This window comes from Pedobacter jamesrossensis, assembly GCF_042650905.1.
Lineage (GTDB): Bacteria > Bacteroidota > Bacteroidia > Sphingobacteriales > Sphingobacteriaceae > Pedobacter > Pedobacter jamesrossensis.
The window spans coordinates 103131-127619 of record NZ_JBHSBY010000034.1 but is presented as its reverse complement, the minus strand read 5'-3'; the positions used below and the strand labels follow the sequence as shown (position 1 = coordinate 127619).

Annotated in this window: 20 protein-coding genes and 1 pseudogene; 5 read left to right on the top strand and 16 right to left on the bottom strand. The window is 35.2% G+C overall.

Annotated elements, in window-relative coordinates:
- Positions 1–29: 29 nt before the first annotated feature.
- Positions 30–269: a hypothetical protein gene (locus ACFOUY_RS07300; protein ID WP_378959831.1), complete on the bottom strand. Its 240-nt coding sequence runs from the start codon at positions 267–269 to the stop codon at positions 30–32.
- Positions 242–922, bottom strand: a complete 681-nt coding sequence (locus ACFOUY_RS07295; RefSeq protein WP_378959830.1) for an arylesterase — start codon at positions 920–922, stop codon at positions 242–244. Before ACFOUY_RS07295 ends, ACFOUY_RS07300 begins: the two co-directional genes overlap by 28 nt.
- Positions 923–1027: 105 nt before the next feature.
- Here ACFOUY_RS07295 and ACFOUY_RS07290 point away from each other — a divergent pair, with 105 nt between their 5' ends.
- Together ACFOUY_RS07290 and ACFOUY_RS07285 are read left to right on the top strand one after the other, a co-directional pair.
- Positions 1028–1717, top strand: a complete 690-nt coding sequence (locus ACFOUY_RS07290) for an ABC transporter ATP-binding protein (RefSeq protein WP_378959829.1) — start codon at positions 1028–1030, stop codon at positions 1715–1717.
- Positions 1710–4256 carry an ABC transporter permease gene (locus tag ACFOUY_RS07285; RefSeq protein WP_378959828.1) on the top strand — a complete coding sequence of 849 codons (2547 nt, stop codon included), beginning with the start codon at positions 1710–1712 and terminating at the stop codon, positions 4254–4256. Before ACFOUY_RS07290 ends, ACFOUY_RS07285 begins: the two co-directional genes overlap by 8 nt.
- 12 nt (positions 4257–4268) lie before the next feature.
- On the opposite strand, the gene ACFOUY_RS07280 is transcribed toward ACFOUY_RS07285, so the two are convergent.
- Complete coding sequence (locus ACFOUY_RS07280) at positions 4269–4592, bottom strand: hypothetical protein (protein ID WP_378959827.1); 324 nt, start codon at positions 4590–4592, stop codon at positions 4269–4271.
- A 277-nt stretch (positions 4593–4869) separates the two neighbouring features.
- Between ACFOUY_RS07280 and ACFOUY_RS07275 the strand changes: the two genes are divergently transcribed.
- Positions 4870–5787, top strand: a complete 918-nt coding sequence (locus ACFOUY_RS07275; RefSeq protein ID WP_378959826.1) for a DNA adenine methylase — start codon at positions 4870–4872, stop codon at positions 5785–5787.
- Here ACFOUY_RS07275 and ACFOUY_RS07270 read toward each other — a convergent pair.
- The 4 genes and pseudogenes from ACFOUY_RS07270 to ACFOUY_RS07255 all read right to left on the bottom strand — a co-directional run bounded on the left by ACFOUY_RS07270 (position 5768) and on the right by ACFOUY_RS07255 (position 10987).
- Positions 5768–6024: pseudogene (locus ACFOUY_RS07270) on the bottom strand (DUF7004 family protein). The gene ACFOUY_RS07275 and the pseudogene ACFOUY_RS07270 overlap by 20 nt on opposite strands.
- 109 nt (positions 6025–6133) lie before the next feature.
- Positions 6134–8587 (bottom strand): outer membrane beta-barrel protein, encoded by a 2454-nt coding sequence (locus ACFOUY_RS07265; RefSeq protein WP_378959825.1) that lies wholly within the window; start codon positions 8585–8587, stop codon positions 6134–6136.
- 36 nt (positions 8588–8623) lie between these two features.
- Positions 8624–10567 (bottom strand): M56 family metallopeptidase, encoded by a 1944-nt coding sequence (locus ACFOUY_RS07260; RefSeq protein WP_378959824.1) that lies wholly within the window; start codon positions 10565–10567, stop codon positions 8624–8626.
- Positions 10568–10594: 27 nt separating this feature from the next.
- Positions 10595–10987 carry a BlaI/MecI/CopY family transcriptional regulator gene (locus tag ACFOUY_RS07255; protein WP_378959823.1) on the bottom strand — a complete coding sequence of 131 codons (393 nt, stop codon included), beginning with the start codon at positions 10985–10987 and terminating at the stop codon, positions 10595–10597.
- A 194-nt stretch (positions 10988–11181) separates the two neighbouring features.
- Here ACFOUY_RS07255 and ACFOUY_RS07250 point away from each other — a divergent pair, with 194 nt between their 5' ends.
- Positions 11182–12549, top strand: coding sequence for a hypothetical protein (locus tag ACFOUY_RS07250; RefSeq protein ID WP_378959822.1), 1368 nt, complete (start codon positions 11182–11184; stop codon positions 12547–12549).
- A gap of 50 nt (positions 12550–12599) precedes the next feature.
- Here the strand turns inward: ACFOUY_RS07250 and ACFOUY_RS07245 are convergent, their stop codons facing one another.
- A complete protein-coding gene (locus tag ACFOUY_RS07245; protein ID WP_378959821.1) occupies positions 12600–13001 on the bottom strand; it encodes a GlcG/HbpS family heme-binding protein in 402 nt (133 codons plus the stop codon).
- Positions 13002–13051: 50 nt separating this feature from the next.
- The gene (locus tag ACFOUY_RS07240; RefSeq protein WP_378959820.1) at positions 13052–13912 is read right to left on the bottom strand and encodes an NAD(P)-dependent oxidoreductase; all 861 of its coding nucleotides are present in this window, start codon (positions 13910–13912) and stop codon (positions 13052–13054) included.
- 98 nt (positions 13913–14010) lie between these two features.
- On the opposite strand from ACFOUY_RS07240, the gene ACFOUY_RS07235 reads away from it, so the two are divergent.
- Complete coding sequence (locus ACFOUY_RS07235; protein ID WP_378959819.1) at positions 14011–15111, top strand: DNA alkylation repair protein; 1101 nt, start codon at positions 14011–14013, stop codon at positions 15109–15111.
- Between the two features lie 115 nt (positions 15112–15226).
- On the opposite strand, the gene ACFOUY_RS07230 is transcribed toward ACFOUY_RS07235, so the two are convergent.
- From ACFOUY_RS07230 to ACFOUY_RS07200, 7 genes are all read right to left on the bottom strand, one after another.
- Complete coding sequence (locus tag ACFOUY_RS07230; protein ID WP_378959818.1) at positions 15227–15430, bottom strand: T9SS type B sorting domain-containing protein; 204 nt, start codon at positions 15428–15430, stop codon at positions 15227–15229.
- A gap of 536 nt (positions 15431–15966) precedes the next feature.
- A complete protein-coding gene (locus ACFOUY_RS07225; protein ID WP_378959817.1) occupies positions 15967–16158 on the bottom strand; it encodes a hypothetical protein in 192 nt (63 codons plus the stop codon).
- A gap of 94 nt (positions 16159–16252) precedes the next feature.
- On the bottom strand, positions 16253–18331 hold the full coding sequence (locus ACFOUY_RS07220) for a glycoside hydrolase domain-containing protein (protein WP_378959816.1): 2079 nt from the start codon (positions 18329–18331) through the stop codon (positions 16253–16255).
- A gap of 140 nt (positions 18332–18471) precedes the next feature.
- Positions 18472–19002: a DUF2911 domain-containing protein gene (locus ACFOUY_RS07215; protein ID WP_378959815.1), complete on the bottom strand. Its 531-nt coding sequence runs from the start codon at positions 19000–19002 to the stop codon at positions 18472–18474.
- Positions 19003–19034: 32 nt separating this feature from the next.
- Positions 19035–20726, bottom strand: coding sequence for a sodium:solute symporter (locus ACFOUY_RS07210; protein WP_378959814.1), 1692 nt, complete (start codon positions 20724–20726; stop codon positions 19035–19037).
- Positions 20727–20827: 101 nt separating this feature from the next.
- Complete coding sequence (locus ACFOUY_RS07205) at positions 20828–23296, bottom strand: PIG-L family deacetylase (RefSeq protein ID WP_378959813.1); 2469 nt, start codon at positions 23294–23296, stop codon at positions 20828–20830.
- Positions 23297–23374: 78 nt separating this feature from the next.
- Positions 23375–24484: a M20/M25/M40 family metallo-hydrolase gene (locus ACFOUY_RS07200; protein ID WP_378959812.1), complete on the bottom strand. Its 1110-nt coding sequence runs from the start codon at positions 24482–24484 to the stop codon at positions 23375–23377.
- Positions 24485–24489: the final 5 nt, after the last annotated feature.

Sequence of the window (24489 nt, the reverse complement as noted above, 5' to 3'; positions counted from 1 at the left end):
TGTAGACTTCAATAGTAATTTTTTTATTTTCATATTTCTTTATCACCGTATGGCCCTGTTTGATAAACACCCTTATGATTATTTGGCTGAGGTGAATAAGAATGAATTGAACCATCCCACCATCTCTTACCTGTTTGGCCATCCATTTTAGGCTCAAAGTTAGCATAAGCTCTAAAGTATGGACATAAACCAGTTGGTGAAAGTGAATCTGCTATCCATCCTTCTTCAGTTGAAACAAAATCTATAGCAAAGGTTTTAAAACCACCCAAACATTTTCAGCGAGAATTTTATCTCCTTCAGCCGTCGGATGAATGCCATCTGCCTGGTTAAGTTTCGGAATTCCACCAACCCTATCTAAAAGAAAAGGAATTAGTTCCATATTATTCTTTTTAGCCAGTTCAGGAAACATATTTTTAAAATCGCTTGCATATTTAGCACCCATACTTGGTGGCATTTGCATACCTGCTATAATCATTTTTACATCTGGATATTTTGTTTTTACCCTATCAATAATATTCTGTAAGTTTTTTGTAGTTTCTGCGACAGGCACGCCACGAAGACCATCATTAGAACCTAACTCGAGCACAAAAATATCAACTTTTTGCTTGAGCAACCAATCTATCCGGCCTTTTCCCGCTGCCGATGTTTCGCCACTTAAACCACCATTAATTACATTATAAGGCAACTTTAAAGAATCAATTCTATTCTGTATCAACGCCGGATAAGCTTCTGTTGGGTCTAAACCATAACCTGCTGTTAAACTTGTACCAAAGAAAAGGATGTTTTTTATCGGTTTGGCATTTTGCTTAGCTGCCATTTTTGTAGTATCTGCATCAGCAGATTTATCTTTATTATCTGAATTTGAGCAGGCTTGTAATATTCCTGTCAAAACAATTAATAGCATCAAACGTTTTCGTAACATATCTATTTATTCTATCTCTTAAAAATCAAAAAGCCACTATCTTTAACGGATAAGGGTGCATTATGTTTTAATGCAAATTAATCAGAAAATTTAATTCTTTAGCCATTGGAAAGCATATTACACATCCGAAATGTAAGTAAAATATATCAAAGTGCAGGTCGCGAGTTAACTGTTTTAAACAACATTAATTTCGATGTTTCATCAGGTTCTACCTTAGCCATAACCGGTCCGTCTGGTAGTGGAAAAACTACTTTACTTGGCTTATGCGCAGGCTTAGACCGGGCAACTACGGGCTCTGTGGAGCTTAATGGTGTTGTTTTAGACAAATTATCTGAAGATGAGCGAGCAGCTGTTCGTAATCGTTATGTAGGTTTTATCTTCCAAAATTTCCAATTACTACCCACTTTAACAGCCTTAGAAAATGTTATGGTGCCGCTTGAATTGAGAGGTGCTAAAAACATTAAAAGCCATGCAATGGAATTGCTTGATAAAGTTGGTTTAGGCGATAGAAGTCATCATTACCCAATACAATTATCGGGTGGTGAGCAGCAAAGGGTTTCATTGGCAAGAGCTTTCTCGAATACCCCTGCCCTTTTATTTGCTGATGAACCAACTGGAAATCTGGATGCTGAAACCAGTGAAAAAATCATCAAATTACTTTTCGATTTAAATAAAGATGCGGGTACAACTTTAGTAATTGTAACCCACGACCCTGAATTAGCTGCGAGAACTAATCGTGTTATAAAAATGAAAGGTGGTTTAATTATCGCTGACGAAAATCCGAGTTATGTCTAAAAATTCAGTCCCAAAGCAAAGCGTTCCTATTTCGTGGCTTTTTAAAATGGCCTGGAGAGATAGCCGAAAAAACCGTTCGCGTCTGCTTTTATTTATATCATCGATCATTTTAGGAATTGCAGCCTTAGTTGCTGTTTACTCTTTTAAAGATAACCTTCAAAATGATATTGACAGGCAAGCGAAAGAACTTACAGGTGCTGATTTAATTGTAGAAAGCAGAAAAGCCGTAAGTAAACAAACGGTACAAATGCTTAAAACCATGGGCGATGACCGAGCAACAGAAAGCACTTTTGCATCGATGGTTTATTTTGTTAAAAATGGCGGTAGTCGTTTAGTACAAATGAAAGCACTGGAAGGAAATTATCCCTTTTATGGCGCTATCGAAACTACACCAGCTACAGCAGCAAAAAGTTTTCTTAGTGGTAAAGATGCTTTAGTGGATAAAACGTTGATGCTCCAGTTTAATGCTAAAACAGGTGATTCGATAAGCATTGGGGATTTAAGTTTTAAAATTGCTGGTGTTTTAGACAAAGCACCTGGTCAAACCGGTATATCATCAAGCGTTGCGCCTATTGTTTATATTCCTCTAAAATATTTGGATAAAACCGGTTTAGTTAAAACCGGAAGCCGAATTAATTATAAATTTTACTATAAATTCGATAGCCCAGCAGTGCTGGAAGCTACTATTAAAAAGCTTCAACCTAAACTCGATAAAGAAGGTTTGGATTTGGATACCGTGGCTGAAAGAAAAGAGCAAACTGGCCGTTCTTTTAGAGATTTAAACCGTTTCTTAGCGCTCACGGGCTTTATCGCTTTATTACTCGGTTGTGTTGGCGTAGGCAGCGCAATACATGTTTACATACAAGAAAAGCTCGCCGCAATTGCAACATTAAGGTGTATGGGTTTAAAAGCTTGGGATGCTTTTCTAATTTACCTAATTCAGGTTTGTTTTATCGGGATATTTGCCGCCATAATTGGCTCTATACTCGGCACTTTAATTCAATTCTTACTACCTATAGTTTTAAAAGATTTTCTTCCTGTAGAAATTACCATGCAGGTTTCCTGGTCGGCGATTGGACAAGGCTTATTACTCGGCTTAGTGATTTCAGTTCTTTTTGCATTGCCTTCCTTACTTTCGGTAAGGCGGATTTCGCCTCTGAACGCCATCCGAGCAACTTTTGAAGGCAATAGTAATAAGAAATTCGATTTTCTTAAAGTGTTTGTTTTCCTTCTGATGGTGGTTTTCATTGTTGGTTTCACCTACCTGCAAATGCGAGGCTGGATACAGGCATTGGCTTTTACGGCGGGAATTTTTATCGCTTTTTTACTCTTGATGGCATTTTCGGGTATACTAATGTTTATGGTTAGAAAGTTAATGCCTGCATCGCTAAGTTATTTATGGCGACAAGGTTTTGCCAATTTATATCGCCCCAATAATCAAACCCTCATGCTTACAGTTTCCATCGGTTTATCTACTGCTTTTATTTGCACATTATTTTTTGTGCAGGGGATTCTGATTAAACGGGTTACGCTTTCTTCGGGTTCGAGCCAGCCAAATATGGTTTTGTTCGATATTCAAAGCACACAAAAGAATGAGGTTAGCAATCTTGCAAAATCTTATAAATTACCATTGATGAATCAAGTTCCTGTTATTACGATGAGGATTGAAGAAATCAACGGCAAAAAAGCAGGTGCGGATAGTACAAATAAAAGAGCATTTCGTAATGAGATTCGTGCAACTTATCAGGATACTTTAACTGCTGCAGAAAAAATTATCGACGGAAAGTGGATAAATAAAGTTAACAACCCAAATGATGTTGTCTACATTTCACTTGACCAAAATTTTGCCAAAAGTATAAAAGTAAAACTTAATGATAAAATTGTATTCAACGTTCAAGGGATGCTTTTGCCTACAGTTGTAGGAAGTTTACGCGAAGTGAACTGGAGCCGAATGCAAACAAATTTTAGAGTTGTTTTTCCCGCTGGCGTTTTAGAGCAGGCGCCACAGTTTCACGTTTTAATGACCCGAGTTCCAAACAGTGAAACATCAGCGAGTTTTCAAGGTTCTGTTGTGCGCAAGTTTCCTAATATTTCGGTTATCGATTTAGGTTTGGTTTTAAAACTTTTAGATGAACTACTTGGCAAAATCAGTTTCGTAATTCAGTTTATGGCTGGTTTCAGTATGATTACTGGTTGGATTGTTCTGATATCAGCTGTGATGACAAGCAAAAACCAACGCATTAAGGAAAGCATTTTGCTTAGAACAATGGGCGCCAGCAGAAATCAAATTCTAGCAGTAAATGCCATTGAATACTTTTTCTTAGGACTTTTTGCCGCAGCTGCTGGGCTAATACTTGCTTTAAGTGGCAGCTGGGCTTTGGCCAGATTTAGTTTCGACGCTTCTTTTATTCCTCCATTTTTACCAACACTTTTGCTATTTGCAAGTGTGGTTTTATTGGTTGTCATAACCGGAGTTTTAAGTAGCAGAAGTATTTTAAACAAACCCCCACTTCAAATTTTAAGAAACGAAGGAAACTAGAAAATTCATCCGTTAACGATGAACGCGGATTGGATTGTAAGCAATGATGTATTCAGAATTATTATGTTGTGCACCTAAATCGTTAAGCGGTTCAGTTGCAAAAGCCGGTGTACGGTTTAATACAATTTTAACCAATTCAGATAATTTTAATAGTGATTTAGACTCGATTTGAGTCGATACTGTAGGATAATATTTTTGCTCTATTTCTGCTTTCTCTTCAGCATTTGCAAGTGTTAATTTCCAGTTTTCATCTTTCTTAAAACCGTGTTCCTTTGTTGCGCTGTTTAAAGCAAATGCATACATTTTTGCCTGAAATTCTATAGTTTGATTTTCCATATTGATAATTAGCCACAAGCTTTTTAATTATAGCCCATGCGTTTTGCTTAATCCTGACTTTTAAAGAAAATCTCGTCTTAAAAGGCGATTGAAATTTCGCCCTAGCAGATTTAATTTTTCGGTCCGGAGATTGCGACCTTCTTTTTGATTTTACAAATTTACTTAAAATAAACGGGAGCTTTGTTTCTAATTTCGTTTTAATAAAAAATCAATATTTTTATGCTAGCCGAATAGATGGATTTTTATAACTTGTAGATTATTTCATTGCCTTTAAAATTTGCCAAACACATCAAAACATAATCAAAATGCCAAACCGTTTTTAAAATGGGCTGGAGGAAAAACGCAATTGATTGCAGCTATAGAAAGCCATCTGCCTAAAAATATAGAAAGTTTAAAAGATTTAACTTACATAGAACCATTTATTGGTAGTGGTGCTGTTTTTTTTTGGTTTATTCAAAAATTTGGCATTAAAAAAGCGATAATAAATGATATTAATACTGATTTAATAAATGTTTATCAAGCCATTAAAGAAGTGCCAGAAAGCTTAATCAACTATCTTAATATAATTGAAAAAGATTACTACGCCTTAGGTACAGAAGAAGAAAAGCAAGCTTACTTTTTAACCAACAGAACTAAATTCAATTTAAAAAAAGCTGAATTGGTTGAGCTTGCTTCACTTTTCATTTTCCTGAATAGAACCTGTTATAATGGATTATATCGTGTTAACAGCAAAAACATATTCAATGTCCCTTTCGGCAAATATGTAAAACCAAAAATTTCTGACCCAACAAATATTTTGGCCATCAGCAAGCTTTTGCAAAATGTTACTATTTTAAATGGTGATTATACCCAAACACTTAAACACTGCACAAAAAATAGTTTTTTCTATTTCGACCCACCTTATAAGCCAATTAGCGCAACTTCATCTTTTAATGCTTACGCGAAAGGCTCATTTAATGATCAAGAGCAAATCAGGCTTGCAGATTTTACGGAATTATTGACTCAAAAGAAACATCTCTGGCTACTCAGCAACTCTGATCCAAAAAACAACAACCCTGCTGATGCTTTTTTTGATGAATTGTACGGGAGGAATTTGAACACCATTTTAAGGGTTAAGGCAAAGCGAATGATAAATTCGAACGCAACTAAAAGGGGTGAAATAAATGAAATTCTAATCATGAATTATCCTGTTTAAAATTCAAAATCCTATTTGTTTCATAATTAAGTCTAAATCTCTCCATTTTTTCCCTTTTCGAAAAATTTGCTGCATACTGCGGGCCTTGATTTTCAATTAAAACTTGATAGATGCCTAGTCTTTTAATCCTTTTTTTAATATGGCATGTTCTTTATTTTCTTCTGCAATCATACCAGCGTAAATTACAGTGGGCCAAATATTCATTTCTTCAGCATGTTCAAGATAACCTTCAGCCATCCCATCGATCAATGTTAAAACTTTAGGATTAATTGTTTTATCCGGTGGGATATAAAACTTACTATCAATCGATAATAACGGCAACTTCAAATAAATAAACAAAAATACTCTAATTTTTTACCCTATTTTTTTCGGTATCGGCGCCAGTAGTTTCATGCTTTGCAGGTGTAGAAAAAGCCTTACCAAAACGGTAACTGTAGCTCAAAATAAAGCTTCTGGAATCTTGTTTGTTCGTCCAGTTTGCTTCTGTTGCGGCAAGATTATTAATTACACCAACAAATATTCTATCTCTAAAAATATCTGATGCGGATAACTTTAATGTACTTTTTGGTGATATTTTTTTCTGCAAAGCTGCACCAAACTCATGAACGGAACCTATTAGAAATTGAACACTTGAAAACTTTGTTTGATATCGAAAGTTAGCTTCAGCACTCCAACTTGGACTTATTTTAAACTGAAGATTTGGATTTGAGCGAAAATAAGTTCCTCTGGTTACTAAATATCCTGTGTAAAAATCAGTTTTCGAAACAATGTTTGCAAACTCCATGTAAATATGCGTGGTTAACCATTTAGTGATATCCAAATCAGCATTTACAGAGATATTTTTAACAGTTCCTTTACCGATATTTGCAGGTCTGCTGTAATAAGTTCCATTTACAATTTCTATAGTTTCATTTACATCGTCCCTTATCCAGCTGTAACCCAATGTGGTTGTTATTTTGCTTTTAAAAGTGTGAGAGAGTTCTAAGCTTTGAGTAAAGGCTGGTCGCAGGAAAGGATTACCAACGTAATAAGTAAACTTATCTAACGGCGAAAAAAATGGATTTAAATCTTGATAATAAGGTCTATCTATCCGTCGACCATAATTTAAGCCAATTTGATTATTCGACGCCGTATCTAATTTATAAGAAAGATAAATGGTTGGAAAAAAACTATTGTATTTTCTTTTGAAAGAAGAATCGGGCTTAACCAAGTTACCCAGTTGATGTCCATCTGAAACTGTATTTTCAAATCGCAACCCTGCTTGCAGAGAAAATCTTTTACCTTCCATGTTCATATTTAGGTAGGCGGCATTTATATTCTCTTTATATATAAATTGGTTCGTTTTATCGTAATCTATTACCGTTTTATTATTTGCAGTATATAGGTAATTGGCAGCATTATTGGTTTTAGTGTAACTGGTTTTTAATCCCGCCTCTAGCTTCCATAACTTATTAATTGGCCTGGTATAATCCGTTTTTGCTGTGTAGATATTAATATCAGATGGCAAATCTCCAGTGAGAATATCCTGAGATTTGAGCTGCATATTCGGGAAATAACTATAGTTTAAGTAATTCTGGTCAGTTTGATTTCTATAAGTTAAATAATCTAAGTCGAAAGTAATGTCACCTGCCTCTTTACTAAATTTGTGCCTATAGTTTAAATTTAATGCCGCATTTTTATAATTGATATTATCAGTATTAATTGCTTTAATTATAGAATCTGGCTGTTTTATCGCATTTAATAAGTTGCTGGTATTGTTGTTTATTTGCTCAGAAATTCTACTCATTCCGGTAAATACAAAGCCCCATGTTGTTTTTTCATTTTGATAAAAGTCTATACCCGTTTTTGCATTAAAGGTATTCCCATGTCGGCGGAAATAAGAATTTTGATTGAAGAAGTACTTTGGCGAGTTATCTTCATTTTTATACACTCTATTCAAATCAAGATCTGTAAAACTGTTGTTTAGGTTGTAGCTTAAGTTACCAAATACATTGATTTTGTTTTTTCTGTAATTAAAATTAGCACTATTATTTGAACGGGTTAGCTGTCCTTGATTCAAGCTCAGATTAACGCTTCCATTAAAACCGGCAACTTTATTTTTCTTAGTTTTAATGTTGATAACACCAGCATTTCCAGCGGCATCATACTTGGCTGGTGGATTTGTCATCAGTTCTATTTGCTCTAATGAGGATGATGGCAGTGAGCGCAAATAATTCTCCAAATCGGTCCCCGAAAGATAAGTCGGTTTATCATCAATAAAAATACTAACACCGCTTTTACCTTTAAAACTTATCGCCCCATTTTGGTCAACATTTACACCTGGAGATTTCGAAAGAACGTCTAAAGCAGTTGTTCCTGCATTTGAAATCAATGCATCTACATTAACCACGAGTCTATCTATTTTCTGCTCAACAAATGCTTTTTTACCACTAACATTAACTTCTTTAAGATTGGTTTCCGTTGCGGATAACTTAATATCTTTTAAATTGATTTCAGGATTTGATGCATTCAAATCAAGCTCGCTACTTTTATAAATTCCGTAGCCCATAGAAGAAATGCGCAATTGGTATTTACCGTAAGAAATGTCTTTGAAATTAAAGGCACCATCTATCTCGCTAAAAGTTGTTTTCAGTAAAATTGAATCCTTATTATTATACAGGGCAATTGTGGCATATTCAAGACCCCTATTTTCGTGGCTCAATACGCGGCCGTAAATTTTAGTCGAGGGCACTTGTGCCTGTACAAAATTAAAGGCAATAGTTATCCATAAGGCAAAAAAAGCCAGTAATTTGAATTTCATAAATAAAGAAGAGATTTTGAGTTGGGGGGAGTTTACTTAATTTGAATTGGTTTCAAACTTATAAAGTAGAGCGGTGTTATCTTGTCGCAGGTATTTGTTTTTATATTTCTGATGGTTGCTTTCATTTTGCTTCACATCATTAATAATTAAACTATTTTTATCGAGTTTGTACGAAAGTTTTTTATCGCTTTTGATAATACCATCGCTAATCATATCCTTAATTATTCTCTTATAATCGTGCACATCCGCATCTGTACTGGTTACCGATTCTGTAGTTCTTTTAGTATTAGTTTTACTAATGGTTTTTGAATTACTACGACGATAGTCTGTTGATCCTAACTCGCCAGAGATTCCTACAGCTCCGGGTATTGTAACTGGTATAATGGGTGCAACTGGCGTAACAGGACTAATAGGTGTTTTGATTGAAATACTTAACGGAACATTTGGAGTTGGTGGTGCAATTGGCGCTGATGGAGTATTTGGAGTTGGTGGCACGCTTGGTGCCAATGGAAACGTATTATAGTTAAAATTCCTGTTCGCATCATAGCGTTTTGCCTCCTTTTGATATTTATCTGATTCTGCCTGATATTTCTTCGATTCAATATCGTAACGTTTCTGATGAGCATCGTATTTTTTCCTATCAGCATCGTACCTAAGCTGGTCTACATCATAACGTTTTTGAGCAGCATCGTATTTCTTTTGAGCAGCTTTATATTTTTCGTCTTCCTGTTTAGCCTCTATTTCTGCCTTAATTGCATTCGCTTCCTGCTCCTGTCTCAAATTTATTTCTTGTTCCATACTCAGCTTTTCAGCTTCCTTAGCTTTTTTAGCAATATTGCTTTCTAATTTTGCCTTTTGTTTGGCTGCTTTCCTTTTAAGGGTATCTTGTAAGTTTTGGCCCTGGGCAACCAATGGTGCAATTGGCCCTTGTTTTTTATTCGATTCTGCTACGTTTTTAAAAGCCGCTGAGCAAATCACTACAGATACCAATGCGATGGTTAATATTGTTTTTTCCATTTTATTTAAAGTGGTTTTAGTGTCGAATAACATGCGACTGATTCGCTGGAAAAGATGGTTCTTTTTTCCAGTTAATGCCATTGCGAATCTTGGTGCATTTAACTGAAACTCCTGACAGGTAATTAAAGCTTTTACATAGTTTCGCTTATCATCCATATGTAAAACAGCTAAATCATCACAGCAATTTTCACGTTCATTTCTAATTAATTTTGAAACCCATAGTATTGCAGGATTAAAAAAGAATACAATTTCGATAAAGCTTTGAAGTAAATTGACCAGATAATCTCTTCGTTTAATGTGCGCCAATTCGTGGCAAAGAATAGCCTCCACTTCTAAATCAGTTAAGCCATTTAAAAGGCCTAATGGAATTAAAACCAAAGGTTTAAAATAACCAACAGCCATCGGCACCTGGGCAATACCCGATTGTAATAGGCCAACTGTTTGTGTAACACCTATTCTTTTTGCCAGCTGATTTATTTTATCATCCCACCTGCTACCAGCAGCATATACCTTATTATTGCGGAGATGATAAACACCGTTTAGGCCAACAAAAAGCTGAATAGTTTTGGCGCAAATAATTAAAAACCATATTAAAACAATCTGTGATGCATATCCATTCCAAACATTTAATATATCGTTTACGCTCGAAAACATATTCGTTCGCAAAGCAGATGAAGAATTTTGAGCAACACTTTTAGCATTTACTAAAACCACATTCGTTGAGGTAACCAAATTTTGATTGCCCAGCGATTTGTAAAAAATAACTGCTGTTGTTATAACAAATAACAACAAACTGCCTGTTAATAAATTGTATCTTAATGTTGCAGCTGTTTTTCTGGTAGAAAACATAATAATTGCAACTAAAAGTGACAATAAAATGCCTAGCCAAAGTGAATGAAATAGTGTTGTGCCTAAAGCATGAAGCCAGTTAGAAGGCAAAAACTTTGTTAAATCAAATTCCATAATGTGGTTCGTTTAAGGATTTATACTTTAATTTTCCAGGTTATCTAACAACCTTTTTATTTCTTCAATATCTTCTTTAGATGTCTTTTCATTGCCAAGCAGCTGCATAACTAGCGATGAGGCAGATCCTTTATATAAGGTATTTACAAACTTATCCAGTAATTGGTCTTTAGTTTTCGATTCTGCTTCCACCGGAATGTAAATATGTTTCATCTGGCTTTCATCGCGTTTTAAAATTCCCTTCTCTGTTAAAATTTGCATTTGTTTTAATGTGGAAGTATAATTTACCTCACGCTGTTCATTCAATTTATCATTAACGAAACGAACGGTAGATGGCCCGAATTCCCATAAAACCTGAAGGATTTCCAACTCAGCTTTAGTTGGTTCTGGAAGATTACTATCAGAATTATTACTTTTCATAAACCAAAGGTACGATAGTTTTCGTACGAAACAAATATTATGTCATGTTTTTTTGTTAGGGTATAAAAATGATGAGGCTAAGTTTCTCTTTTTTTTAAAACCTTTCTAAAAATCGTGTAAATCATTTCGATAATAATGTAAAGTTTCAAAAGCATACAATATTAATTTTGCTCTACACAAATGAAATGAATCCGATGAGTTTAAATTTTAAAATATTATGTCTGCTGCTGTTAGCAGGCTCATACGCTGCGAACGCTCAGCATAAAATGCACATGCCTGCTAAAAAAGACACAGCAAAAAACAGCGTCGATACAAGCATGAAAAACATGGATCACTCCATGCATAATATGAACACAGGCACACCAATGAGCCATGCTTATTCTCTCAATCTTCCAATGACTAGAAATGGTTCTGGAACTTCTTGGCTTCCAGATGCCGCTCCAATGTATGGCTTAATGCTACATTCAAAGAAATGGATGTACATGTTACACGGAAACATTGCTATACGCTATACAAAGCAAGATATTGGGAATAAAGGTAATCGTGGTGGAGATAAATTTGATGCACCCAATTGGTTTATGGCCATGGGGCAGCGTAAAGTTGGCGAAAATGGCCTGTTTCATTTTGGGGCCATGTTGTCGTTAGATCGGTTAACAGAAGGCGGTAGCGGTTATCCACTACTTTTCCAAACTGGCGAAAGCTGGAAAGGCAATCCTTTAGTCGACAGACAACATCCACACGATTTATTCTCTGAACTTTCGGTAGCCTACACCTATTCATTTTCTAAAAAAACCGACCTTACCTTCTACCTTGGTTATCCGGGCGAACCTGCTTTAGGTTCTGTTGCTTTTATGCACCGTCCTTCGGCTTTGGCTAATCCTGATGCACCAATCTCTCATCATTGGAATGATGGCACACACATCACTTTTGGCGTTGCAACAATTGGTTTTAGGTATGATAAATTTAAAATCGAGGCATCTTCTTTTACCGGACGAGAACCCGACGAAAACCGTTTCGACTTCGATAAGCCAAGGTTTGATTCATATTCTGCCCGATTATCTTATAATCCGAATAAAAACTGGGCTTTACAGGTTTCTCATGGCTGGATTAAGAGTCCGGAAAGTTTACATGCAAATGAAAACGTAGAACGAACCATTGCTTCTGCTATTTATGCTTTACCGCTTGGCGATGAGCAAAATTTTAATGCGACTGTATTATGGGGATTAAACAAAACAAAAGGACATGATGGCGAAAATGCTGCTTTGCTTGAAGCTACTTACCGTATAAAAAAGCTATCGGTTTATAGCAGGTACGAATGGGTACAGAAATCGACGGAGGAATTAAATTTAAACAAAAATATTTATGGTAGTAATCTTTTCGGTGTAAACGCACTAAGTGCAGGTTTAAATTATGATGTGCTGAATCTAAAAAAATTTAGAGGCGCAGTTGGTGCCCAAACTTCTTTGTATAATACAAACAATGCTTTGAATAATTTATATGGAAAAAACCCGATTAGTGGACAGGTTTTTTTTAGGATTTATCCGGCTTTAATGAAAATGTAGAGAAGAAATTAAATTTCTGATTAACAACAATGTGTTGGTCAGAAATTTAATTATTTTATTGCCGATGCTCCAGCCTCAGCAACTGCATGATCATCATCAACACTACTTCCGGATACGCCTATTGCTCCAATAATTTCATTGCCTTTATTTTTCAAAATCACTCCTCCCGGAAAAGTAATTAGCCCACCATTGGATTGTTCAATATTAAATAATGGTTGACCTGGCTGAACTAAAGGTGAAAGTTCTTTAGTATCCATTTGAAACCATGCTGCTGTTTTGGCTTTTTTCATTGAAATATCTACCGAACCAATCCATCCACCGTCCATGTGAATAAAGGCAACTAAGTTGCTGCCCGAATCTACTACCGCAATGTTCATTTTGGTGTTAATTTCTACTGCTTTCTTTTTGGCTTCCGCGATTACAGCCTCTGCTTGCTCTAAAGTAATATTCATGATTTATCTTGATAAGTTGAAATACAACAACTTAAACAAGATAAAGTTTGCTAATTTTCAACTTTCAAAGCTTTTAAAACCGCAATAATATCTTCATCTCCATACTCGGTTTCTGCATTTTGAAAAGTAGTAAAAGCTGCAGCAGCCAATGGAGAAGAAAGTCCTTCGGCTTTAGCTAGCCTTAAATCTTTAACAATATGTTTGAGTGCAAATGCAGCCGAATAGTTATCTGCAATAATTGCATCGCCTTTAATTTTACCGAAAACAGTACCGATTGCACTATTACTTATTAATGTGAGTAAATCTTCTGGATTTATATGATTAGCCTGTGCAAAAAGCACCGTTTCTGCCAAGCCTTGCGCATGAATAGCCAGTAAAGAATTTATAGCTAGTTTTGTACTATTACCTGCACCATTAGCCCCAACTAGCATCGACAGTTTACCAAGTTTTTCGAAAACGGGTTTCACTTTTTCAAATGCTTCTTCATTTCCACCAGCCATAATTACCAATGTACCTGTTTCTGCTTGCTTTACACTTCCTGACACAGGCGCATCTAGGTAAAAATTCCCTTTACCCTCACACAAAGCAGCCATTTCTCTACTAATGCCAGGAGAAACGGTACTCATGTTGATAATGATTTTCCCTGTAGATTCATCAGCCAGTAACCCATCTTCAGCTTTAAAAATTTGGCTTACAGCTTCATCATCAGATACCATTAGGAATACAATATCGCATGTAGCCATTAAAGCCGATGGCGCCGACGCTGTTTGTGCACCCATTGTTTTTAAAGCAGCTTCCTTGTCTTTACTTCGGTTATAAACACTTAGCAAATATTTAGCTTTGAGCAATTGTTCTGCCATTGGAATACCCATTTTACCGAGACCAATCCATCCTATTTTTAAGTTCTGCATAACGCAAATATCAGTAATCCTATCCATAAACAAAATGTGCAAAAGGTTTTTATTAAGCTCTAAAATTTATCATTTAATTTGTGGTACAATTCTAATTTATGAGCTATTTGTTAAAAGACCTCTATTCTCCTCTTTTTTACGATAAACTATCGGATGTTTTAACTAAAACCATTCCTGATTTTGACAAAAAGAAATTCATCATACAAATTTACAGCACCGAATTTGAGTCGAAAGAATTAAAACAAAGGATGAAGCATACTACAAAGGTGATGAATAGTTTTATGCCTGAGGATTATGCAGAGGGCGTGAAGTTTATCGAAAAAACAATTAATCAATTAAGAGCAGAAGGCATTGGAGAAGATTCTTTACCGTATATGTTTATCCCCGATTATATAGAAACCTATGGTATACATGATTTTAAAAATTCGGTTAAGGCACTAGAGTTTACCACACAGTTTGTAAGTTGTGAATTTGCAGTTCGCCCCTTTATATTAAAATATGGAGAAGCGATGATTAGTGAAATGCAAAAATGGTCGAAACATAAAAATCATAAAGTAAGAAGGCTTGCCAGCGAAGGAAGCAGACCGCGTTTACCTTGGGCAATGGCTATTCCATTTTTAAAGAAAGACCCAAAAACCATCTTACCAATTTTAGAAACCTTAAGAAATGATGATTCTGAATATGTAAGAAGAAGCGTAGCGAATAGCATCAATGATATTGCTAAAGACCATCCATCAATTGTACTGGATATTGCAAGCAGATGGTCGGGTTTAAGCAAAGAAACCGATGCAATTGTGAAACATGGTAGTCGTACCCTTTTAAAACAAGGACATCCTGAAATTTTAAAACATTACGGTTTAAATGATAAAGGAATTCACCTACATGATTTTAAAATTTTAACGCCTAAAGTTAAAATTGGTAGTGACTTAATATTTTCTTTTTCTGTTGAAAACACAAACCTTACTGAACAGAAAGTTAGGATAGAATACGCTATTTATTATATGAAACAAAATGGGCAGCTCTCTAAAAAAGTATTTAAAATTTCTGAAAGGCCTTATCCAGCCGGAAGTAAAATAAGCATTATTAGAAAGCAAAAATTTGTATTGATTACTACAAGAAAGTTTTATACTGGTCTGCACAAAATCTCTTTAATCATTAACGGAATTGAAAAAGATGTTTATGTTTTTGAGTTGTTTTAAAATGTTAATGCTTATTAGTGTAGCGTTTTGAGTATTTTAAAAATGTTTACAAATGATATAATGAACTTTTATTTATCAGCTTTTAATATTCTAATATTATGGTAATTAAAAAGATTTACTGGTTTGCTCTCAAAAGTGTAACATAGCCCTTAAATGTTTTCCATTCAGAATCTTCTGATTCCTTAATCATTAACAAATAATAGTAATTACCTTCTTCAAGCCCTTCTCCAGTCCAATCATTCTTGTATTTTCTTCTTTTAAAAATTTCTTTTCCCCCACCTGTTAACAATATATAAATTACTATCGAAAAGACACTCAAGACCATTTATTTTAAAGCCTTCAAATATTCCATTCATTTCTGGAATAAATAAATTTGGTATTAAAATCTCATTCTCTTTTACCTGAATACAAAAGGTGAGTGAAATCACTATAATAATGAAAATCATTATTTTTATGGTAAGCTCCCATTTCCATGGTTATTTTTTAAATACGCAATTAGCGCAGCATATTTATTAAATTCAGACTACAGTGTGCCTGATATTTATTTTACCTCCATTTAAAGAAGTAATTCCTGCAAAAAAAGTTTGCTTTTCAGTATAGATATTAGCCAATATTCAAAAACTAATCCAAAATAATATGGTAGTTTTTAAATGCTTTAATAGGAGGAAAATAGGTTATAGTTTAAAATAACGGGGAAAATAGTCCTCTTAAAGAAAATAAAAGAGAAATAATGGGCAATTTGATTCCCAACAGATAAATACTTACAGAAGTAACATCTAACTATTTAAAATAAATTCAGAATGATTAAAAAAAAAGACAGAGCTGATTAGCATATCAGCTCTGCAATAAAGTATTTTATAACAAGCCGTACAAACCATGCGCATAGGTACGCAAAGAAGAAGAAACTGATTTCATTTTATCGGGCGCTGGTCCTTTAACTTTATAGGCTTCGGGATGCATTTCTAAAGATTGATTTTCTTCTATTTCTGAATTGTTTTTGTGAGTTAGCGTATCGTTTTGGATTTCGTTTATTTTCAAAGGAGCCATGTTCTAATATTTTTTATAAACACATAACACAGCATAATAGGATAAAGTTTTTCGGTCTGAAAAAGAAAAATCGATTTTACACAAAACATACAATTTACTCTTCTATTGATGAAATCCAGTTTTCAGTTTTTGATACTTTTTCTGGTACAGCTGATGCGGTAATTTTTAAAACTCCGCCTGCTTCGATATTCTGTTGGGTGATGTAGTTTTTATTAAAAGCGCTACCATTCAGCGTAACTGATTTAATATATTTATTTTTAGGGTTAAAGTTTTCTACTTCAACTTTGAAGGTTTTACCTTTTGGCAATCGGTAGGTAATCGATTGGAATAATGGCACATTTAAATAATAAACCGGCCAGCCAACACAAGCTGGAGAAAAACCACTTGCCGTAAAAATATACCAGGCACTCATTGCTCCAGCATCATCATCCATCGTTCTGATATAGGCTTTTGGTTCATTTTTATAAATCTTATCAATAAAAGAACCTATCCCTCTGCTGTTATCATTAAAATAATTCTGAATCACGGTATCGGCAGCTAAAGTATGCATCCAATATTGAGATTTATAACCAGATTTTGTGAAATTATACATCAATGGAACTTGTAAATCAGGCTCATTTGCATGGTTGTATAAGTCTTTCTCAAAAAACTCATCAAGCTTTGCCAAGTAAGCCTCTTCTCCTCCATCAAGTTCTACCAAGCCTTTAAAATCATAGGGAACAAACCACCTGTATTGCCAAATAGTGCCCTGATATAGGCCACGAGCCTGCATTCTATCTACATCTCCTCTAGTTATATCCTTAAAATCTTTGTTCCAATAGGTTTTATATTCTAAAGCTTTATTCAAATAGAAATCAGATTTTTCTTTATTCTTTAGGATTTTAAAAATTTGTGCCATTGCCCAGTTATCATAACTCGATTCTAAAGCTTTATCTGGGGATTTATAGTCTAAACCATTAACTTCTTTAACTAAAGAATCGGCAATTTTACTAAAATCTACTTTATAGCCTTTACTGTAAGCATCTAATAAAACAACAATTGCATGTTCTGTTCTTACGGTATTCGATGGCTCGGTTTGTGTAGCATAATCCTTTTTGCCCGAATTGTACAAATCTGCGATTGAATTAACCATTCCCTGATAACGTTCTGGTGTAACGATAGAAAGCAAAGGAAGCTGCGTACGGTAATTATCCCAAATTGCCCATCCATTGTAACGAACTTCATTATCCTGTTTAATTTCGCCCTTGGTATTTCGGTATCGGCCATCCTTTTCAGAAATTACGTAAGGCGATTGCATTGTACGATACAATAATGAATAGAAAAGTTTAGCATCTTCTAAATTACCTTCAACAGCAATTTTACTTAAATTGTTATTCCAATCATTACTACTTTCCGCCCGTAATTTTTCGAAAGAGCTTTTATTTAATGATGATTTTGCCGATTCAATGCTAACCGATGAAAATGCAACATTAACACCAATTGACGTAGAATTATTGCTTAACATTGCTACCAATTTATGTTCAGATAAGGCTTTCCAATCTGCATTTCCATCGAGCTCGATATAATAGAACAACTTATATTTGCCAACACTACAAGTTGTTTTTGAAACAATGTAACCACTCACCGAATTCCCCTTAATTTCATGTTCTTCGGCTACAAAAGCATTGTTAAACGCATAACTCAAATCTAAATATATGCCTTTTTCTCCCTTCGGGAATTGATACAAATGTTTGCCCGACTTACCTAAAACAGTTAGCTGCGCTTTAATTTTATTTTCAAAACCAACTTCATAATATCCTGGATATGCTCTTTCTGATATTTTTAAAAGTTCTGATTTTAACTCATCATTTCCTAAAAATGGTTTAATTAACATATTTCCACCCGAACCCTGACAGCCAACACCTTCGAAACGATTGTGGGTAAAACCCAAAAATTTCTTCGCCAAATACTCGTAGCCTGTATGTGTTTTGGGATAAGTTTGTGGCCCTATGCTTAACATACTAAAAGGATAAGATGCAGCCGGCGACATCTGACCATGATCTCCAGATGAGCCTAAAAAGACATTAACCAAATCTACTGGTCTTGTGTTTTTTATGGAAAAATTATTGACTTTAGTTTGAGCTAAAACGTTTAAATTAACAATCAAAGTCAGAATGATAAAAATTCTTTTCATAGGAAAAACTGGATTTATCGGCCTAAATTATACAATTTAAGATTAACTGAAAGTTATCTTTTTTAGATTCTTCACGCGCGAAATTTGGGCACAAAAAAAGTCCTGATAAATCAGAACTTTCATTTTAAAAAAATTGAAAATTATTTTATCGCTACCGGAACTGAAACTTTATCCCAATCCATAGTAAAACCAGCTTTGTTTACTTTGTAAACCAAAGTTTCTTGTGTTGCTTTTAATGGTTTAACTTTTACATCTACACGTAAAGCATCCTTAGCTTCTTCGTATTTGTAAGCGCCCCATTGCTTTGGTTCTTTATTAAAAATTGCGGTCCATGTTCCGCTTTCTCTTGGAATTAAGAAAAAGCTGTATTTTCCTGCTGGTAATGCTTTGCCTTGAACCATAATGTCGTTATCCGTTTCGAAAGTAGTTGCCTCATTTGCACCCGCACGCCAAACTGCATCGTATTTTTCTAAACCGCCCCAAATTTTACGTCCTTTTACCGATGGGCTGCTGTAAGCAATTGTAATAGTTGCATTTTTCACTTTGCCAGTTGCCGTTGCCGCTGGACTTGCTGGTGGAGCGGCAGCTTTTTTAGCATCTTGCGCAAATGTACTCACTGAAATTGTAACTGCCGTAAACAGCAATGCAATAGATTTTGTAATCGTTTTCATAGTATTTCTTATTTGTTTTTGTTGTTTAATTTTTACGAATCTAATTCTTTAGGTCGATAAAATAATAATCCGATTGTCGAAAAAATTATTACTGCAACTGCGCCAATAATGTTTAACCAAAGGAATGAAACTACATCGAGCTTATAAACGGTAATAACTGTAATTTCTGATAATATGGCAGAAATAAAAACATTTGCTCCGTTAATTTTTTTGAAATAAAACGCGACTAAGAAAATTCCTAAAATCGGGCCATAGAATAACGAACCCAAAACATTTACCGCTTCAATTAAGGAGCCCATTTGTGTGGCAAACATAGCAACAGCTATGGAGAAAATCCCCCAGGCTAAAGTATGTAACCTACTATATTTTAATTCTGTCGCATCATCTGGCTTGTTCTTATTGAATATTAAATGAACATCTTTTAATGAGCTTGACGCTAATGAATTTAAAGCTGCAGAAATAGAACCCCAGCTTGCCAAAAATATTACAGCGAAAAGTAAACCAATCATCCCAGCTGGAAGTGTGTTTTTTACAAAATATAGAAAGATGTAATTTGTATCTGTTTTTTCTGCATTATAATTTGAGCTGTTGATTGCCTCTTCTACTTTACTGTGCAAAGTTGCAACTTCTTTTTGTGTGGCTTTAAAACTTTCTATCGATTGATTTAAAGAGGAGGATTGGCTATCTTTTTTGGATAGAATTTCTTTTGATTCATTATTAAATTTTTCCTGCAAAGCCCGATGCTCTCGCTCAAAGACCGCAGCTTGTGCAGGCTTAGTTTCCTTTAAATATTGATAGGAACGTTCGTTAAAGTAAATTGGAGCAGGTTTTAAAGAGAAGAAAGCGAAAAGTAAAGCTCCTATCAATAAAATAGCAAACTGCATCGGAATCTTAACCAAACCATTTAACAGCAAGCCCATTTTTGCATTAGTATTATCTTTTGCAGTAATGTATCTTCCAACCTGACTTTGGTCCGTTCCGAAATAAGAGAGTGCAAGAAAAAATCCACCAAATATTCCACTCCAGATGTTGTATTTATCTTTCCAATCGAAATTTGTAGTAATTACGTTTAGTTTGCCCGATTTACCTGCTAGATAGAGTGCATCCTTAAAACCGATGCCATTAGGCATATTCTGAACCAACAGGTAACCAGCAAAAGCCATCGTTCCTAAAATAATTAAAAACTGTAACTTTTGAGTATGTGCTATCGCCTTTGCGCCACCAACGTAAGTGTAAATTAAAAGTATTCCACCAGTTAAAACATTGGTCATATAAATATTCCAGTTTAAAACGCTCGATAGTATTATACTTGGCGCATAAATACTAATTCCGGTTGATAAACCACGGGAAAACAAAAAAAGCAAAGACGTTAAAACCCTTGTCTTCTTATCGAACCGATTCTCCAGATATTCGTAAGCTGTGTAAACATTTAATCGTTGAAATATTGGTATAAAAGTTATACAAATTACAATCATTGCCAATGGTAAACCAAAGTAATATTGTACGAAACGCATGCCATCGGTATAAGCCTGGCCAGGAGCTGATAAAAATGTAATTGCACTTGCTTGCGTAGCCATAATACCCAAAAGCACAATGTACCAAGGCATTTTACTATCGGCCTTTAAATAAGATTCGTTGCTTTTTTGCCCGCGACCAATAAAAACGCCGTAGGCAACAACCGCAACAAGGGTGAAAATGAGTACAAACCAATCTAAATTACTCATGCCCAGAATTTAGTAAACAGATAATAAAACACTATCTGAAATACCAAAGCAAGTGCTAGTAAAATGTACCAGGTATTCCAGTTTTTAAATTGGTTTTTCATTTATTTCCCAGCCGATATAAAGTTAAAGAACAACCTTGCCGCACCTACATTACCCGCTGGCAACTGACGGAAAAATGCCAATGGCGTATAAATAAAATTTCCTTTGCCATATTTTGCATATAAAGTTGAGCCTTTTAAAGGTTCTTCTCCTGTATCATTCATTTCGAAAAGCGGTTCGTACTTCTCATCCCATTTATCTGGGAAATAAGCACCACGCTCTTGTACCCAGCCATTAAAATCTTCGGCGGTAATTTTGTTCGGGTAATTTAACAGTTTGTGATTTGGATCTAAAAATTTAACAGGAGCATTTTCTTCGGTTACTCTTTTGCTACTGATGCTGAAAGGGTAAATTCCAAAATCTTGCAAAGCCATATCTTGTGTTGTATTGTACTGCATTACAATTGTGCCTCCATTTTCTACATAAGTTTTTAATGCCGACTGCCAGTTTTTAATTCTCTTTTCGGTATTAATTACGCGAACACCAGTTACAATAGCATCGTAAGCAGCTAATTTAGTTTGGCTTAAAATATCTGCCTCACCTAGTATATCAACTTGTAAACCTGCTTGTCTTAAAAACTCAGGTATCAAATCTCCTGCTCCTTGAATGTAGCCTATTTTTTTCGCCAATACTTTAACATCGCCTTTTAACAACCAGGTTGTTGCGGGAATGAAATATTGCAGGGATGGCAAATGAGGATATTGAATCAAGACCTGACCTTTGGAAAATTCATCGCTTTCTGACGAAAAAACTGCTTCCAACTTATTCTGACTTGTTTTTATTTTTGCCAAATCTTCTGCAGGTATAACGAAATCTTTAATCGTAACAGTATTTTCAGCCAGATTAATTCCAGTAAAAGTTTTGATTATGGTATTTCCAATTTTGAAACTTACTTTACCGTAATTCAAATTTTTATTAGCTTTTAAGCTCAGTGAAACTGATAAACCCTCTTTATCTCTCGCAAAGTAAACGGGTTCTTTAAAACTTAAATCAAGCGCTGGCACAATACGAAGCTGCTCTACAACATCACCTTTAACCGGATCTGTCTTTTTGAAAGACAAAGGCAGTTTCAAACTGAATTTTTCAGTACCAACCCTTAGCGATAGTATTACATTCAATGCCGATTCATTCTCTGCCAAACCAATTAAAGTGTCGTTTGCAACACTAAACGTTGCTGCATTTTTTGCAGGTTTTTCTAACCAATATGGCTCTGTTAAAGCCGCATTTGTGGGAATCTGAATTTTTCTTTCTATTGTAAGTAAAGAATCGCCAGAAACTCTACGATTTAAATTATCTGTTTGATTTATCCAATTGACTTGTTCTAAAATTACAGGTTCTGATGACCTTGAAATCAAGTTTAAACGGAAATTATAGCTATTGCCAGCAATGGCCTCTGCTTGGTTGGTAACTACTTCACCCATAAATCCGGTGCAGCTTAAAATGATGTGGTCTATTGCTGCAAGCTTATCCTTTCTCAAATTTACATCTTGTAATTCAGCAATTCTTTTACGAAGCATTAGTAAGCCGTGTAAACTTTTATCAGGATGATTGTAATCAAAAGACAAAAGAACGATGTCTATCAATTCATCAATATCTCCAATTCCTTTATCAGACCAATTCATTGGAACCCTATCAAACAAAGATAACTTAGCAACATCACCTAAAACCGGAGAAAAATACTCGGTTCTAATGCCTGCTACAGATTGTGTCCCAGCGCCTTGACTTTTATGTAAACTTCTGCTTAAACCAGCCAATTCGCCATAACCCATACCTAATTGCGCATCATATTGGCCAACATTAATTTTCAGCTGACTTTCTGAAGTGGTATTGGTTGCCCCGAACCTGAAGGTATTCCAAAGCACTCTTTTAGGCTGCCAAACATCTACATATTTTAATTGATTTGGGAAAGCACTTTTATCACCAGCCAATTTAAAAGCCTTTTCTGCTACAACTGCAGATGCCGCATGTTGCCCATGCCCTGCCGCAGCAGTTGGCGGAAAGCGACAAATAATCACATCTGGTCTGAATTTTCTGATTACCCAAACTACATCAGCGGTAATACTATCTGCATCCCATTGTTTAAAGGTATCATTGGTATTTTTAGAAAAACCAAAATCAATTGCTCGGGTAAAAAACTGTTGAGCTCCATCTAATTTTCTGGCTTCTAAAAGCTCATGCGTTCTAATTAATCCTAAAGCTGCCCCCTGTTCTGTACCCAAAAGATTTTGGCCACCATCACCTCTGGTTAAGGACAAATAACCAGTTTCTACGTTTTGCTCATTAATTAACCAGGAGAGTAAACCCGTATTTTCATCGTCAGGATGAGCCGCCAAGTATAAAACCTTTGGTATGTGTTTAAGTGTTTTTAAATCGCGGTAAATTTCTGAGGATTTTGCAGGCCTAAATTGTTGAGCTGAACTTGCAATAGATAAGAAACAGAATATAAAAAGAACATTAATTATTTTAAACATACGATTTGCTTTGTAGTTTCAAATATGCTGAAAAAGGTTTTATTTCAAGCGATCGGAAACGAAAAAGGTACAAAGTACTTATGTTGTTTTCTCAAAAATAGATTCAAGTAAACGAATGTAAATCGTAATTCCTTCCTCAATCTCATCAATCAAAATGAATTCATCAGCCGTATGCGAGCGGGCAGAATCACCAGGCCCCATTTTTACAGATGGCATATCAAGCCATCCCTGATCTGAACTTGTTGGAGAAAGATACGTTTTACGACCCAAATTTAAACCATTTACAACAAGTGGATGCAGTAAATCGATGTTTGACGGACTCAAAATATTTGGCCGTACATTAAAGGTACACATGGTATGATTGATAATTACATTTAGAATTTCCCTCGGCGTATAATTATGATCGAATCTAATATCTACCGTAAAACTACACTCGCCAGGTATAATATTATGCTGCAAGCCTGCATTAATTTGCGTAACGGTCATTTTTACAGGTACTGGCAAGTTATCTTCTATCGGGAATTTATGCTGCGAAAACCACTCAATATCTTTTATTGCCTTATAAATGGCATTATCTCCTTCTGCTCTGGCGGCATGACCGGAGCGGCCTTTAGATATACAATCGATTACCATCGAGCCCATTTCTGCAATAGCCATGTGCATTCCGGTGGGTTCACCAACAATTGCAAATGCGATAGGTTTAAAATCATTAAGAATACTTTTTATACCATTCTCTCCCGAATTCTCTTCTTCTGCCGTGGCGGCTAAACAAAGGTTAAATGGCAGGTTTTCCGTATCGTAGAAATAGGTAAAAACAGCCATTAAAGAAACCAAAGATGCGCCTGCATCATTACTTCCTAATCCGTAAATCTTTTCATTTTCCATAATCGGATTAAATTGATTGAGCGTGTATTGCCCATTCGGTCGAACCGTATCGTGATGGGAATTAAGTAATATCGTTGGCTTTTCTGGATTATAAAACTTATTGTAACACCATACATTATTGTATTTGCGAATGGTACTAATTTGATGCTTGATAAAGAAATTTTCTATTTCTGCCGCTGTTTCTTGTTCTGAACCACTAAAAGATGGAATGGCAATCAGTTTTCGCAAAAGTGATATGGCTTCATTATACAATTGATTTAAATCTGGATGATTAGAAATTTTCCTTTCGGTAATGGTATTCATGTTTT